This is a genomic window from Mycolicibacterium neworleansense (assembly GCF_001245615.1).
GTDB classification, from domain to species: Bacteria; Actinomycetota; Actinomycetes; order Mycobacteriales; family Mycobacteriaceae; genus Mycobacterium; species Mycobacterium neworleansense.
Window position 1 is genome coordinate 1,767,263 of the sequence record NZ_CWKH01000002.1, and the last position, 13,688, is coordinate 1,780,950.

12 protein-coding genes are annotated in these 13,688 nt (G+C 66.9%); 7 read left to right on the top strand and 5 right to left on the bottom strand.

Going from position 1 to position 13,688, the window contains the following annotated elements; genetic code table 11:
* Positions 1 to 164: 164 nt before the first annotated feature.
* Positions 165 to 2,330, bottom strand: a complete 2,166-nt coding sequence (locus BN2156_RS24150; RefSeq protein ID WP_090517353.1) for a SulP family inorganic anion transporter — start codon at positions 2,328 to 2,330, stop codon at positions 165 to 167.
* Positions 2,331 to 2,806: 476 nt separating this feature from the next.
* Here BN2156_RS24150 and BN2156_RS24155 point away from each other — a divergent pair, with 476 nt between their 5' ends.
* The 4 genes from BN2156_RS24155 to BN2156_RS24170 all read left to right on the top strand — a co-directional run bounded on the left by BN2156_RS24155 (position 2,807) and on the right by BN2156_RS24170 (position 6,107).
* A complete protein-coding gene (locus BN2156_RS24155) occupies positions 2,807 to 3,580 on the top strand; it encodes a response regulator transcription factor (RefSeq protein WP_090517354.1) in 774 nt (257 codons plus the stop codon).
* 7 nt (positions 3,581 to 3,587) lie between these two features.
* The gene (locus tag BN2156_RS24160; RefSeq protein WP_090517355.1) at positions 3,588 to 5,108 is read left to right on the top strand and encodes a sensor histidine kinase; all 1,521 of its coding nucleotides are present in this window, start codon (positions 3,588 to 3,590) and stop codon (positions 5,106 to 5,108) included.
* A 119-nt stretch (positions 5,109 to 5,227) separates the two neighbouring features.
* Positions 5,228 to 5,539 carry a hypothetical protein gene (locus BN2156_RS24165; RefSeq protein WP_090517356.1) on the top strand — a complete coding sequence of 104 codons (312 nt, stop codon included), beginning with the start codon at positions 5,228 to 5,230 and terminating at the stop codon, positions 5,537 to 5,539.
* Between the two features lie 52 nt (positions 5,540 to 5,591).
* On the top strand, positions 5,592 to 6,107 hold the full coding sequence (locus BN2156_RS24170) for a hypothetical protein (RefSeq protein ID WP_090517357.1): 516 nt from the start codon (positions 5,592 to 5,594) through the stop codon (positions 6,105 to 6,107).
* A 2-nt stretch (positions 6,108 to 6,109) separates the two neighbouring features.
* On the opposite strand, the gene BN2156_RS24175 is transcribed toward BN2156_RS24170, so the two are convergent.
* Both BN2156_RS24175 and BN2156_RS24180 read right to left on the bottom strand, forming a co-directional pair.
* Complete coding sequence (locus BN2156_RS24175; RefSeq protein ID WP_090517358.1) at positions 6,110 to 7,549, bottom strand: APC family permease; 1,440 nt, start codon at positions 7,547 to 7,549, stop codon at positions 6,110 to 6,112.
* Positions 7,550 to 7,580: 31 nt separating this feature from the next.
* A complete protein-coding gene (locus tag BN2156_RS24180) occupies positions 7,581 to 8,738 on the bottom strand; it encodes a zinc-binding dehydrogenase (RefSeq protein WP_210436699.1) in 1,158 nt (385 codons plus the stop codon).
* A gap of 84 nt (positions 8,739 to 8,822) precedes the next feature.
* Here BN2156_RS24180 and BN2156_RS24185 point away from each other — a divergent pair, with 84 nt between their 5' ends.
* Positions 8,823 to 9,458, top strand: a complete 636-nt coding sequence (locus BN2156_RS24185) for a helix-turn-helix domain-containing protein (protein ID WP_235625461.1) — start codon at positions 8,823 to 8,825, stop codon at positions 9,456 to 9,458.
* 80 nt (positions 9,459 to 9,538) lie between these two features.
* On the opposite strand, the gene BN2156_RS24190 is transcribed toward BN2156_RS24185, so the two are convergent.
* Together BN2156_RS24190 and BN2156_RS24195 are read right to left on the bottom strand one after the other, a co-directional pair.
* Positions 9,539 to 10,564, bottom strand: coding sequence for an NAD(P)H-dependent glycerol-3-phosphate dehydrogenase (locus BN2156_RS24190; RefSeq protein WP_090517359.1), 1,026 nt, complete (start codon positions 10,562 to 10,564; stop codon positions 9,539 to 9,541).
* Between the two features lie 54 nt (positions 10,565 to 10,618).
* The gene (locus BN2156_RS24195; RefSeq protein ID WP_090517360.1) at positions 10,619 to 11,830 is read right to left on the bottom strand and encodes an MFS transporter; all 1,212 of its coding nucleotides are present in this window, start codon (positions 11,828 to 11,830) and stop codon (positions 10,619 to 10,621) included.
* A gap of 101 nt (positions 11,831 to 11,931) precedes the next feature.
* On the opposite strand from BN2156_RS24195, the gene BN2156_RS24200 reads away from it, so the two are divergent.
* Complete coding sequence (locus BN2156_RS24200; RefSeq protein WP_090517361.1) at positions 11,932 to 12,258, top strand: ArsR/SmtB family transcription factor; 327 nt, start codon at positions 11,932 to 11,934, stop codon at positions 12,256 to 12,258.
* Positions 12,259 to 12,817: 559 nt separating this feature from the next.
* Positions 12,818 to 13,687 carry an MlaE family ABC transporter permease gene (locus tag BN2156_RS24205; protein ID WP_090517362.1) on the top strand — a complete coding sequence of 290 codons (870 nt, stop codon included), beginning with the start codon at positions 12,818 to 12,820 and terminating at the stop codon, positions 13,685 to 13,687.
* Position 13,688 lies beyond the last annotated feature (1 nt).

A 13,688-nucleotide genomic window follows, 5' to 3' on the forward strand; every position in this document is an offset into this window, starting at 1 on the left:
ATCTGCGCGTTGCTGGAACGTCCCGTTCGGCCGGGGCCCGAGCACTGACAAGACACCGCGAGCGTGCGTGAACTGTTGCCCAAATCCGGTGTGTCGGGCAGCAGACACGCACGCTCGCGGTGCTGGGGTGCGGGGTGCTGGGGTGCGCGGTGCCGAGGGGAGGGTCAGGCGGCGTCGGCCAAGGTCTCGACGTGCGTGGGCGTCACCCGCAACACGGCCGCACTGGCGATGTCGTAGAAGAGGCCGATGACGTTGACCCGGCGCGCCAATGGATGGGCCTGCAGGGTCTGCACCTGTACTGCGATGTTGACCATCGACAGCTGATCGACCACGCCGAAGCCGGCCTCGGCCGCCGACAGGGCCACCGGGTGGCGGCCTTCGTCGAACGCCGAGAGGGACGGATTGCCGTGGGCCAGCCAGGATTCCAGGTGCTTGTCACCCGGATCGGTCTTGCCCAGCATCGCGGTCATCGCACCGCAGCTGGAGTGCCCGCACACCACGATCGAGGAGACGTCGAGCTTGTCGACCGCGAACGCGATGGCCGCCTCGATCGAGGCGTCGGCCTGGCCTGCGGGGACCATGTTGCCGACGTTGCGCACCGTGAACAGGTCACCCGGGCCGCTGCTGGTGATGACGTTGGGCACCACCCGCGAATCGGCGCAGGTGAGGAACAGCGTCTCAGGGCGCTGCGCATGTGCCAGTTCCTGCAGGTGCGGGCGCAGCACCGGGGCGGTGCGACGGTGGTAGGCGGCCAGGCCGTGCAGGACGGACGCCGACTCCTCACGCTGCCAGGAACTCCACGGCACCACACCGGAACGCTTGTCGAACGGGGTGAACCCACGCATCGGCGGACCGGTGACGGCGCTGCCCATCTCGACCGCACCGACATCGTGGATGTCGACGGTGCCGCCGGTGGCCACGTGCTGGCGCTGCCACTCTTCGATCGTCTCGTGGGCGGCGTGGTCGATGAAGTCGACCGACAGCTCGACGGTCACCGACGTGCCCGCGGGCACCCGCGCCAGCGCGCTGGTCAGGGTGGGCAGGGACAGGAAGGTGCAGGAACCTTCGATGGCGACGCGCCAGGTGTCCTCACCGGTGGGCTCGGCGACGATGTTGGTGCGCACCACCCGCCAGACGGTCAGCGCGACCGCCAGGGCCAGGCCGATCAGCACGCCTTCGAGCAGGTTGAGGAACACCACTCCGGCGACGGTCACCGCGTAGACCGCGAGATCGCCGGTGCGCCTGGCGGTTTCGATGTGGGCGCGCTTGACCAGCTGGCAGCCGATGACGATCAGCAGGCCGGCCAGGGCGGCGGTGGGGATCATCTGGGCCAGACCGGCGAACGGCACGGCGAAAATCAGGATCCACACGCCGTGCAGGATGGCGGACGCCCGGGTGCGGGCCCCGGCGGCGACGTTGGTGGAGCTGCGCACGATGACGCCGGTGACGGGCAGGCCGCCGATCGCACCGGAGATCATGTTGGCCGTGCCCTGCCCGATCATCTCGCGGTCGAAGTTGGTCCGCGGGCCGGTGTGCATGCGGTCCACCGACACCGCCGAGAGCAGGCTCTCGACGCTGGCGATCAGGGCGACGGTCAGCACGCCTGCGGCGAACGCGCCCCAATTGCCCTCGGGGAGGCTGGGCAGCGCCAGGGCGTCGAGCAGGGAGCCGTTGATCTGGATGCGGGTGACGTCACTGAACGGTGCCAGCAACGACAGTGCGGTGACGCCGACGATGGCCACCAGGGGCCCGGGGACCTTTTTGACGGCCGCGGGTACCCAGCGCCAGCCGACCAGGATGGCGATCACGAGCCCGCCCAGGATGACCCCGTGGCCGTGCGCGTTGATCAGCTGGCCAGGTAGTTCGGTGACGTTGGCCCAGGCTGAGCTGTTGGAGCTGCCACCGAGCAGCACGTGGACCTGCTGCAGCGCGATGGTGATGCCGATGCCGGCCAGCATCGCGTGCACGACGACCGGGGAGATGGCCAGTGCGGCGCGCGCCACCCGGCTCAGGCCGAACAGCACCTGCAGCACACCCGCGCACACGGTGATGGCACAGGTGACCGCCCAGCCGAATTGCGAGATCAAGCTGGCGACGATCACGGTCAGCCCGGCCGCGGGGCCGCTGACCTGAAGCGGCGATCCGCCCAGGGCACCGGCGACGATGCCGCCGACGATGGCGGCGATGATGCCGGCCAGCACCGGCGCGCCCGAGGCCACGGCGATGCCCAGCGACAAAGGCAGGGCGACCAGGAAGACCACCAGCGAGGCCGGAAGGTCGTAACGCAGAACGGCTCTGGCCCGCTCTGCGAGTTGGGTGGTTTGCTGCATTGCTCGCCTCCGTCTGGAGTTGGTGATGCGCGGGCACGCCTCGTTGCTGCCCGCGCAAAGTTATTGACGTCGTTGTCGGTAAACAACTTCGAAAGGTGTTGGAGCACAGTGCGACACAAGTCGACTTATGGCTCGTGCGTAACTCGGCAACACCCAATTGCTGTGGGCGAGAGTATTTATCGCTGTGAGTAGGCGCAAGGAAGTTTGGGCCATGCATAGAGAACCCAAATGTTTCGCAGAAGTATCAGAAGGCGAATTTGGCTGGTATGCAGGGCAAATCGATCAGGCAAACATATGGCCGGCACCGAGTGTTCACCTAACCGTGTCGAAAACATATGTATTGCAACAATTCTGGGCCGGATCACCATGAGATGTGAAGGTGATGTAGGTCATACAGGCCAGGGGCGGGACAGCATTCCCTTAGAACTCCATATGAACTCCGTGACAACGGTGTGTGTACTGCTCACAATGGAAATATGACCACCATGTCGGTTTCTCCTCGTGCTCAGCAACCGCGGCAGGCCATCCTCGGACAGTTGCCGAAGATCCACCGTGCCGATGGATCGGCCATTCGGGTGTTGCTGGTCGACGATGAACCGGCGCTGACCAACCTCGTGAAGATGGCACTGCACTATGAGGGCTGGGAGGTCGATGTGGCCCACAACGGCCATGACGCGGTCGCCAAGTTCGACGAGATCGAGCCCGACGTCGTGGTGCTCGACATCATGCTGCCCGACATCGATGGCCTGCAGATTCTGCAGCGCGTGCGCGAGGCCGACGGCTACACGCCGACGCTGTTTCTGACGGCCAGGGACTCGGTGCTGGACCGGGTCTCCGGGTTGACTGCCGGCGCCGACGACTACATGACCAAGCCGTTCAGCCTCGAGGAGTTGGTGGCCCGGCTGCGCGGATTGCTGCGCCGGTCCAGTCACACCACGCCACCGTCCGACGAGACGCTCAAAGTCGGGGACATGGTGCTCGACGGTGCCAGCCGCGAGGTCACCCGCGGCGGGGAGCCGATCAATCTCACGGTGACCGAGTTCGAGCTGCTGCGCTACCTGATGCGTAACCCGCGCCGGGCCCTGAGCCGGGCCGAGATCCTCGACCGGGTGTGGAACTACGGGTTCGGCGGGAAGTCCAGCATCGTCGACCTGTACATCTCCTACCTGCGCAAGAAGGTCGACACGGACCGCGAGCCGATGATCCACACCGTGCGCGGTGTGGGTTACATGCTGCGGCCCGCGCCGTGACCCGCTGATGCCGCCGAGAACCAAATGGTGGTGGCCCCGCTCGCTGCGCCGCCAGTTGGTGCTGGGCGTCAGCGCGATCGTCACGGTAGCCCTGGCCGCGGTCGGGGCGCTGTCGGTGTACAGCCTGCACACCTACGTGTCGACGATGAGCGATACCGAGGTGTCGCGGTCGCTGGCGGCCTTCAGCCACTCCTTCGAGAAGTGGCGCGAGGCCCAGGCCGGCCATGAGCTCACCGAGGACGCCGAGGCGCTGACCGCGTTCGTCGGTCAGGCGCCCGGCAACCTGATCGCGGTCCTGCACGACGGCGAGGTGATCCAGTCGGCGGTGTTCTCCGACGGCGAGCCGCGCACGGCGCCGGTCGCGGTGACCCGCGCGCTCGACCAGTACAGCTGGACCGAGGACCATCCGCGCACGGTGAAGCTGCCGGTGCTGGGCTCGTACCGGCTGGCCAGCCAGCCCGCGGGCAACGGCGATGTGCTGGTGTCCGGGGTGTCGCTGGACAGCGCGAACCTGGTGATCGCCCGCAAGACGGTGACCGTGGCGGTGATGATCGTCGTCGCATTGATCGCCACCGCGTTGAGCACGGTCGCCGTGGTGGGCATTGCCCTGCGTCCGTTGCGCCGGGTGGCGGCGACGGCCGCCAAGGTCGCGACGTTGCGGTTGGACGGTGACGATCATCGGATCACCGCGCGGGTGCGGGACAAGGACACCGATCCGGACAACGAGGTCGGCATCGTGGGGGAGACGCTCAACCAGCTGCTGGCCAACGTCGACAGTGCGCTGGCCGAACTGGCCGCGTCGGATCGGCGCACCCGGCAGTTCCTCACCGACGCCAGTCATGAGCTGCGTACCCCGCTGGCCGCGATCCAGGGTTACGCCGAGCTGACCCGGCAGGACAGTGCGAATCTGCCGCCGACCACCGAATACGCACTGGCCCGCATCGAGGCCGAGGCGCGGCGGATGACCGGGCTGGTCAGTGACCTGCTGTTGCTGTCCCGGTTGAGTGAGGGCCAGGACCTGGAGACCGACGACATCGACCTGAGCGATCTGGTGGTCGACGCGGTCAACGATGTGGCGGTGGGTGCTCCGGAACATCACTGGGTGGCCGAGCTTCCCGATGATCCACTGTGGGTCCGGGGGGATCTGGCCCGGCTGCACCAGGTTGTCAGCAATTTGTTGACGAATGCCCGGGTGCATACACCGCCCGGTGTGACGGTCACCATTGCATTGACCCAAGGTGATGAATTCGCGGAATTGACGGTGACCGATGACGGCCCGGGAATCGATGCGGAATTGTTGCCGAATCTTTTTGGCAGATTTGTCAGGGCCGATAAATCGCGGTCGCGGGAATTGGGCAGCACCGGGTTGGGCCTGGCTATCGTGGCGTCGATCATCGAGGCCCACAAGGGCACGGTGGCGGTCGCCTCGAAGCCTGGTGAAACGGTGTTTACCGTGCGTATCCCGCTGGCAGGCGAGTCCGCGCAGGACGCTACCGCCGGGCACCCCAAAAATATGAGTTCCGCCTGAATATTCAAGGCCCGGTAGTTCATATTCGCCGATTCGTATGCGTTCAATATGAGTTGTTGGACCTGGCCGAATTCCCTGCATAGGCTGAAACTAATTCAGCAAGAAAGGCAGGTAGTTCAATGAGGAACACCGCGAAAAATGTAATTGCCGCCACCATCGGGACCGGCCTGGCTGTGGGAGCGCTGGCGCTGGCCGGCCCGGCCGCCGCGGCACCGAGCGGCACGGGATCGGCTCAGCAGACCATCAAGCAGTTGCAGGACGAGGGTTACCGCGTCATCCAGACTCGCGTCGGCACCGGCTCGATCGACAACTGCAGCGTCAAGGCGGTGCGCCCCGGCCGCGACATCACCGAACTCAAGGCCGCGCCGCGCGGCAACACCGAGGAGCGGGTCCGCTACACCACGGTGTACGTCGACCTCGCCTGCGGTTAGCCCGATCCCCGGAGCGGTGGACCCCACTACCGCCCCGGGTTAGGGTGACGGCGTGCTGAGCAGAGTGGTGATTGGCCTGGTGAGCGCCGCGGGGGCGGCAGTGATGATCGTGCCGCCGGTGGCGTCCGCGGAGCCCGAGCCGGCGCCGGCCCTGCCCAACGTCAACGCGTATCCGCCGGTCAAGACCTCGGAATACGCCGTGATGGACAACAACTGGTACGCCTTCGCCATCCCCGAGGGCATCACCTGTGTCCTGCAGCGCAGCGGCAGCTACGGCTGCAGCGGGCCGATCCCGGCCGCTCCCAATGGGGCCAATCTGGTCAGCGGCGGACCCGGGGTTCCCGGGTTCGCCAGTTCGCCTGCCCCGGTGTTCGGTGTCGTCGAGAATCCCAAGCCGTTGCCGGCGAACTCGCGGATCAGCTATCAGACGATCAGCTGCGGCACCGACGGTGTTTCGACGTCCTGCATCGACGGGCGCAACCAGGCCGGGTTCGTGATCAGCCCGGCGGGCAGCTTCGTCATCGGTGAGCAGGAGTCGGACTTCAAGCCGACCTTCAAGATCGGCTGACGTCAGCCGATCCCTTCGAGCGTCTCCACCTCGCTGGTGCCGATGCCCGCGATCACCGCTGGTGCGCGACGGCTCAGGACCCAGTACCAGACCAGCGCGGCGGCAACCGTCAGCAGGAACAGCCACGGGATCACGTTGAGCGGGTAGGCGGGGACCGGATACACGTTGGCGTAGAACACATATGCCATCGAGGCCACCGCGATCACGGCTGCCGGCCAGACCAGCGGAACCCGGGCGTTGATACCGCGCAGGAACACCACGGAGGCGATCGCTGCGGCTGCGTAGGCAACCATGTATCCGTACGTGCCGTAGGTATCCACCCATGTGACGACGTCCATCGCGTCGACGCCGAGCAGGTACAGCACCACGGGCACCGCGATCACCAGCGGGCTGACCGAGATCAGTGCGCGGTGCGGGGTCAGGTGTGTCGGGTGGGTCCGCCCGATCGCCGACGGGACCACACCCTCTTTGCCCATGACGTAGAGGATGCGCCCGATCACGTTCATCGGGGCGACGACAACGGCGAAGAACGAGGCCGCGATCCCGAAGTTCAGGATGGGGTTGAACCACGTCGGCATGCCGACCATGGTGGCGATGTCGTCGAGCGGCTGCGCGGATTCACCGAGTTGCGGTCCGAGAGCGGCGACTTGGGTGTAGGCGGCGAAGATGTAGAGCACGCCGACGCCTGCCGCGCTCCACATGATCGCGCGGGGCACCGCCCGGTAGGGATTCTTGGCCTCGCGGGCCAACGCGTCGGCACTGGAGAACCCGACGAACCCCAGGATGGCCAGCACCATGCCGACCACGATCCCCGACGGGGTGGCCGCACTGAGTTCGAACTGATCGGCATCGAACGCGTCGGACCCCAGATGTACGAGCGTGATGACCAGCAGCAGGATGATGATGGACACCGAAATCAGTTCCAGCACAAGAGAAACCCGTGCCGAAAGCCGGATCCCGCGAATGGTGAACAGGGTGGCCAGACTGCCGAGCGCGATGGCCAGCACGATCTGGGCGCCGACACCGTGCACCGGTATGCCGAGTTGGTTGAGCAGGGTGGCGGAGTAGGCCACGGACCCGCTCAGCGATCCGGCGGCGATACCGAAGCAGCCGATCAGCAGGCTGATGCCGGTCAGGTAGGCGCCGAACGGCCCGAGTGCCGTTGCGGCGTAGCTGTACAGCGATCCGGCCGACGAGCGCCGTTTGGCGAACTGCGAGATGCAGTAACCCACGGACAGGATCACGACCGTGGCCAGGGCGAAGGACACCCAGGTGCCGCTGGCCGCCGTGGTGTAGATGGCCGCCGCGGTGAACGCGATGACCGCGCTCGGTGCGATGTTGGCGATCGCCTGGGCGGCGAGTTCGCCACCTCCCATCACGCCGCGCCGCAACCCGGCGTCACCGGTCGCGAGGTCGCGGCCAGTCTGAATGTCTTCGGACACTGGGGTTCTCGTTTCTTGTCAGGGTGTCGAGTCAGGCGGAGGGGATGAGTAGCTGCCGCAGGGCGTGCCCGGCGGCGAGATCGTCGAGTGCGGCCGCGGCTTCCGCGAGTGGCCTGCGGCCGGAGATCATCGAGGCCAGATCGAGATTGCCGGCCATGACCTCGTCCACGAGGGTGGGGATGTCGCGCTCGGGCACGGCGGATCCGTAGTTGGATCCCAGGATTCGCTGATCGGCCTCGGCCAGAGCCAGCGGCTCGAAGGTCGCGCGCTCGCCCTGTGGCGGCAGGCCCACGATCACCGCGGCGCCGCCGAGTCCGAGGGCGGCGACGGCCTGTTCGGTGGTGGCGATCTTGCCGATGGCGTCGAACACGTAGTCATATCCGGTGTCGTCCCCGTCGGCGAGGATCTCACGCAAAGCCGCGACGACGTCGTCGGTCTTCGACGCGTCGACCACATCGGTGGCCCCCAGTTGCCGTGCCAGGTAGAGCTTTTCGGCCACGACATCCACCGCCACGATGCGGGATGCACCGGCCAGCCGCGCGCCCTGCACGCAGGCCAGGCCCACCCCGCCACAGCCGATCACCGCGACGGTCGAATCGGGTTGCACATCTGCGGTATTGCGCACCGCGCCCACTCCGGTGGCAATCGCGCAGCCCACGATCGCGATGTCCTCCAGTGGAGCGTCCTTGCGGACCTTGATCGCGCCGCTGCGCGGTACCACGACCTCTTCGGCATACGACGAGACACCGAGATAGTGGTGAATGGTTCCGCGCTCGTTGGACAGCCGGGTGGTCCCGTCGTACAGCGTTCCGCCCGGTGCGACGACGGAGGCGACGACCGAGCACTGCGCCGGGCGGCCGGCGCGGCACGCGCGGCACTCCCCGCAGCCCGGCACCCAGCTCAGCACGACGTGGTCGCCGGGTTCGAGGTCGTCGACGCCCGGGCCCACCGCGCTCACCACTCCGGAGCCCTCGTGGCCGAGCACCACCGGGGCAGGTACATCCCATGCTCCGGTGGTGACGTGCAGATCCGAGTGGCACACGCCCGCGGCGGCGATCTTCACCCGGACCTCGCCCGGCCCAGGGGCGGCGAGGTCGACCTGCTCGATGCTGATGGTGCCGGTGCCGTCGAAGACGGCGGCCCGAATGCGCGTGGGCTTGGTGTCGGGCTCGGTTGCAGGTGCGGACACTGCGTGCCTTTCTGTCTTCGGGGGCATCGCCACCTGTAGTGTTCAATGCCATAAAACGATGGACGTGTTTTACACCACTAAACGATGAGGCGTCAACAGATGGGGGAGGCTCCGGTGGCGGATGGCCGGCAGACCGGCACGGAAACCGGCATGGTGCGGGCGGGAGCACGGCTGCGTGAGTTCCGCGGTCAGCGCGGATTGAGCCTGACGGAGGTGGCCGCGCGGGCCGAGGTGACCAAGGGGTTCCTCAGCCTGGCCGAGCGGGGGATGACCAATGTCTCCGTTCCGGTGCTGATCCGAATCTGCGACGCGCTGGGGATCGGTGTCGGTGACCTGTTCGAGTACCCGTCGGCACCGGTGGTCCGCAGCGGGGCAGGTGCGCCGCTGGAGATGGGCGGACACGGGGTCCGAGAGGAACTGCTGACCCCGAAGTCCGAACATCATGTGCAGGTGATGCACACCGTCATGCGGCCCGGCGGTGGCTCCGGCGGGGCCTACCGGCTAGACGCCACAACGATTTTCGTCTATGTGCTCAAGGGTGGGCTCAGCATCACCGTCGAGGGGCAGACCACGCTGCTGGACACCGGCGACAGCATGACCTTCGGTGCGACCCAATTGCACGACTGGCACAACCCCACCGAAGGTGAGGCCGAGGTGCTCTGGACCATCGCCCCGCCGGTCGGGGCCGAGGATTTCCGCGCCGCGGTGCGCGGCGCCTGACACGGGGTTCCTCGAAAGTGACGTAAAGGTCGTCGTCAGCGAGGCGTCACGACCACAGCGTCAGTCTCGGCGCAGAAAATTCAGAACCCTGAGCCGTGCACCTCGTGGCCGGGCTTCTCGATCATCAACCCGTAGTAGGCGTCTTCCACCTTCGCGCCATGGTTGATCACACTGTCCACCTCGCGGGCGATGGGCATGTTCAGCCCGTAGTTGTCGGCGAACTCCATGATCACGCTGGCGGCTTTCACACCCTCGGCGACCTGGTTCATCGACGCGATGATCTCGTCGACTGTCTTGCCGGCGCCCAGCTGCTCACCGACGTGACGGTTGCGGCTGCGCTGGCTGGTGCAGGTGACGATGAGGTCGCCCATGCCGGCCAGGCCGGCGAAGGTGTCGCGCTGGCCGCCCATGGCCTCGCCCAGTTTGGCCATCTCCCGCACCGCGCGGGCCATCACCATCGCGCGGGTGTTCTCGCCGATGCCCAGTGAATAGCCCATGCCGACAGCGATGGCGTAGACGTTCTTGAGTGCCCCGGCCATCTCCACGCCCACCACGTCGTCGGTGGTGTAGGTGCGAAAACGCTTGGTGCGGAACAGCTCCGCGAGCTTGGCGGCCAGATGCTGGTCGGGCATGGCCAGCACGGCAGCGGCGGCGTAGCCCTCGGCCACCTCGCGGGCGATGTTCGGCCCGGCCAGGATGCCGGCCGGATGCCCGGGCAGCACCTCGTCGACGATCTCACTCATCCGCCGGTTGGTGCCTTGCTCCAGGCCCTTCACCAACGAGACCACCGGGACCCATGGCCGCAGTTCGCGGGCCAGCTCGGTCAGTACCCCACGGAAGCCGTGTGACGGCACGCCCATCACGATCACATCGGCGCAGTTGGCCGCTTCGCTGAAATCGTTTGTGGCTTTGAGGCTTTCGGGTAGTGCGACCTCGTCGCCCAGGTAGCGCGAGTTGCGGTGGTTGTCGTTGATGTCCTTGGCGGTCTCCTCCGAGCGCACCCACTGCAAGGTCGGCCCGCGCCGAGCGCAGATGGAGGCGACGGTGGTGCCCCAGGATCCGCCGCCGAGGACGACGACGTTGGGTTCGCGTTGCGCTGGTGCCATGGCGATCAGAGTATTGCCGCGACGCCGTTGCTGAGCCCAAGTTGCCGAACTGGATCAGGCGGTGACGGTGGCCCGCCGGCTCAGCGCGCCGATGCCCGCGGCCGCGAGGCAGGCCGTCGCCACCGCGGCGGCGAACCAGGGGAACACCGTGGCCAGGTCCCAGCGGGTGGCGGCCCAGCCGGCGAGCAGCGTCGGGACGGCCATCGCGGTGTAGGCCAGCAGGTAGAACGCGGACATGGTCTCGCCGCGCTGATCGGCCGGGACGACGTGCGACAGGTGCCGCAGCGACCCGCCGAAGCCGAGTCCGAACGTCGCGCCCAGCATCGCCGCCGCGACGAACACCAGCGGCCAGGAGTGGGTGAGCAACACCGGGACGGTCAGGCCCAGGGCGATTGCCATGCCCACGTCGCCGATGATCGCCGAGCGGTGCGCCGGGATGCGGGTGGCGGCCAGCTGCGCCATCGCCGCGGAGAACGCGGTGATGGCCACGACCCCGCCGCCGAACACCAGGTTCTCGATGTGGGTCTGGTGGGCGGCCAGCGACGGATACAGCGACAGCAGCACGCCCAGCACTGACCAGGACGCCATCGCACCGAGCGCGGCGAACCAGAAGTCGGAACGGATCTCCTTGGCCACAGCAGGTTTCGAGATCCGGATGGGCCCGGGGGAGCGGGTGGTGTGAGTTTCGCGCAGCGCGAGGACGCCGACGCCGACGAGCACGCAGATCACCGCCACCACGGCGTAGGGGGTGCGCAGCGGATGTGGTGCGTACTGCGCGAGGACAGCGGAGCCGATGATCGCTACGGTCATGCCGATGTTGAACGCGACGCCGCTGAGTTGTCCCGAGCGCACGCCCCGATGCGGTCGCAGGTCCAGCAGCGCGGCGGCGGCCACGACCACGATCGAGCCGACGGAGGCACCGTGGATGGTGCGGGCCAGCAGGAGCAGGGCCATGTTGTCGGCCACGAGGAAGACGCCGAGCCCGACGATCATCGCGATCAGGGCCCCCACGAGCACGGGCTTGCGGCCGATCACATCGGAGATGCGCCCGGACACGAGCACGGCGGCCAGTGCGGCCAGGGCGTAGACGGCGAAGACGATGGTGGTGGCCAGCGGGGTGAGGTGCCAGGCGGTTTCGTAGATCCCGTACAGCGGTGCCGGCAGGCCCGAGACTCCCAGTGCCACCCCGCTCAGGATCAGGAGCAGTGGATACGCCCAACGCTGGTTTTCCAGGCTCAGGGCGCCGTCCGCCGAAATCCGCGTCATCGTCACGCCCCGTCCGGTAGGTTTGACGTTTGTCGAACCCGACCGAGCTTACGCCGGGTTTGACGTTCATCAAACTTATTTACCGGTGGTGGAGGACGCGCATGGCAGAGGCTCCGGCGGTCGAGGTGCAGTGCCCCGTAGGGACGCTGCCTCAGCTGCTGGCTGCGCTGCACGACCCGATCCGGCTCGAGATGGTGCGCCGTCTGCACGAGGTGGGTGAGCCGGTGAAATGTGCGGCGCTCTACGACGGCATCAACAAATCGACCGCCAGCCACCACTTCAACATCCTGCGCGACGCCGGACTCATCGAGCGGGTGGTCAGCGAGGGCCACATCTATCAGCGGTTGCGTGCGCGTGACGTGGACGCCGCGATGCCGGGTCTGCTGGACGCCATCGTCGAACAGGCGAACCGGGAATCCGGTCGCTGACGATCGGCGCGCGACAGCGCACGCCGTGTCGCGTCCGCACGATGTTGGCGGAAACCCGACTGACATCGCCCGTAGTCACCTAGACTTCGGCGCAACGGCGCCCCAGGTTCCGCAGCGCGACCGGTCGGCAAAATCTGGCAATCGTTTCCGGCGGCCCGGCGCGATCGGCAAAGTTAACGCCGATACCGGCCACTGATTTCGTGGCGACTAGGCCCGCAACGCGCGAATCCCTGATCGATCCGCTACGAACTTACGGCAACGTCAAAAGCGAATGGCTGTCACAGTGGCCTGAATGCACTGCATTTACACGTGATACGAGAAGTGACACGTGGTCGGCCGCGCGACAGAGCGGACGCTGCGGTGGGCCGCAGGCGGCGACGGATTTGCCGGGAATTGGTGAGCCAAGCTCGTTAAGTGAATGATAATTCGGCAAAACGTTGACGAGCGATGAGCTCCGACGTTACGGTGCCAACCACTGCGAGTTATCCGGCCGGTGGTGGCCGGACCTCGGCTTCGGGAGGGATTCAACGTTGCTTGTTCTGCTGCTTAATGAGAGAGGATGACGGCGCCGCCCGAGAGCGTGGCCGATGGTGTCGAGTCGGAACGGGGAATCGACGCCATCGAGAACTGGGCCACCGGCTATGCCAGGCGTCATCCGATGGCGTCCCTCACCACGGTCGGGGACCAGTTCGTGCTCGGAGTTCGGACCATCCAGATCCTCTTCCTGGACCTGGTGACCGGTCGCTTCCAATGGCAGGAGTTCGTCCGCCAGGGCGCCTTCATGGCCGGTACGGCCGTGCTCCCGACCGTGCTGGTCGCCCTGCCGATCGGCGTCACCCTGTCGATCCAGTTCGCGTTGTTGGCCGGGCAGGTCGGCGCGACGTCGCTGGCCGGTGCCGCCAGCGGCCTGGCCGTGATCCGGCAGGCCGCGTCGCTCGTCGCGGCCGTCCTCATGGCCGCCGCCGTCGGGTCGGCGATCACCGCCGATCTGGGTTCGCGGACCATGCGTGAGGAAACCGACGCCATGGAGGTCATGGGCGTCTCGGTGATTCAGCGGTTGGTCGTGCCGCGCTTCGTTGCTGCGATCATGATCGGCGTCGCGCTCACCGGGGTGGTGTGCTTCGTCGGCTTCCTGGCCAGCTTCCTGTTCAACGTCTACTTCCAGAACGGCGCCCCCGGCAGCTTCGTGGCAACGTTCGCGTCGTTCGCCACGACCGGCGACATGATCGTGGCGCTGGTGAAGGCGGTGATCTTCGGCGCGATCGTTGCCGTGGTGTCGTGTCAGAAGGGACTGTCCACGAAAGGCGGCCCGACCGGCGTCGCGAATTCCGTGAACGCGGCGGTGGTCGAATCGATCCTGTTGCTGATGGTGGTCAACGTGGCGATCAGCCAGCTCTACATCATGTTGTTCCCACGGGTCGGGCTGTGAC

Coding starts and splice junctions, on each gene's coding strand:
- BN2156_RS24150 (WP_090517353.1), bottom strand. CDS start 2,330: ATGCAGCAAACCACCCAACTCGCAGAGCGGGCCAGAGCCGTTCTGCGT.
- BN2156_RS24155 (WP_090517354.1), top strand. CDS start 2,807: ATGACCACCATGTCGGTTTCTCCTCGTGCTCAGCAACCGCGGCAGGCC.
- BN2156_RS24160 (WP_090517355.1), top strand. CDS start 3,588: ATGCCGCCGAGAACCAAATGGTGGTGGCCCCGCTCGCTGCGCCGCCAG.
- BN2156_RS24165 (WP_090517356.1), top strand. CDS start 5,228: ATGAGGAACACCGCGAAAAATGTAATTGCCGCCACCATCGGGACCGGC.
- BN2156_RS24185 (WP_235625461.1), top strand. CDS start 8,823: ATGAGGCGTCAACAGATGGGGGAGGCTCCGGTGGCGGATGGCCGGCAG.
- BN2156_RS24190 (WP_090517359.1), bottom strand. CDS start 10,564: ATGGCACCAGCGCAACGCGAACCCAACGTCGTCGTCCTCGGCGGCGGA.
- BN2156_RS24195 (WP_090517360.1), bottom strand. CDS start 11,830: ATGACGCGGATTTCGGCGGACGGCGCCCTGAGCCTGGAAAACCAGCGT.
- BN2156_RS24200 (WP_090517361.1), top strand. CDS start 11,932: ATGGCAGAGGCTCCGGCGGTCGAGGTGCAGTGCCCCGTAGGGACGCTG.
- BN2156_RS24205 (WP_090517362.1), top strand. CDS start 12,818: ATGACGGCGCCGCCCGAGAGCGTGGCCGATGGTGTCGAGTCGGAACGG.